Origin of the sequence: Paenibacillus silvestris (genome assembly GCF_009882985.1) — a bacterium.
Taxonomy (GTDB): Bacteria; Bacillota; Bacilli; order Paenibacillales; family NBRC-103111; genus Paenibacillus_E; species Paenibacillus_E silvestris.
Genome location: NZ_WTUZ01000012.1, coordinates 84,790 through 85,382, shown reverse-complemented (window position 1 = coordinate 85,382; position 593 = coordinate 84,790). Strand labels below are relative to the sequence as shown.

Below are 593 nucleotides of genomic sequence, written 5' to 3'. Positions count from 1 at the left end.
CTGTTTTATCTAATTTTGCAGTTAATTTCACTTCTACACGTGCGTTGTCGTTATCGTCGAACAGATCGCTTGTTGCAAATGTTGCACCAGCTTTAACAACTTCAAGATATTGTTCATACGGTGTAATAACTGGGTTGATATTGCTTGCTTTGATTTCATCGTTTGTGAATTGACCTTCTACGATTGGGTTACCATATTGGTCAAATAGGTTCAATGCGATGGAAGCTTTGTCGTCAGCTGCAACGAGTTTCGTTCCGCCATTGGAATACGTTACTTTCCCTGTTTCGATTTTGCTCAGGATCGGCACGGTACCTACTTTGAAGTTTTTGGACACTGTTACATCACTGTTGTTGAAATAAACAGTTACTGGAACAATCCCGTTACCTTGGGAAATACCTGAACCTGTTACATCAGCCGTGATAACCAAGTTGCCATCAACGTCTTTTTTGAAGCTTGTTGGTGCTTGGCCAGAAACTAATGCAGTAAAGTTAGATGTTCCCATCGATACGGCTTCGCCATATTGGTTCGCAGCTTTCAACTTGATCACAGCGTTTTTGCTATAAGCTACCGTGTCGCCAGCGTTTACGAAGTCG

At 42.0% G+C, this 593-nt stretch carries 1 pseudogene; it reads right to left on the bottom strand.

The annotated features are described in order from the left end of the window. Positions 1-593 (bottom strand): annotated as a pseudogene (locus tag GQF01_RS09575) (S-layer homology domain-containing protein); the annotation flags it as partial.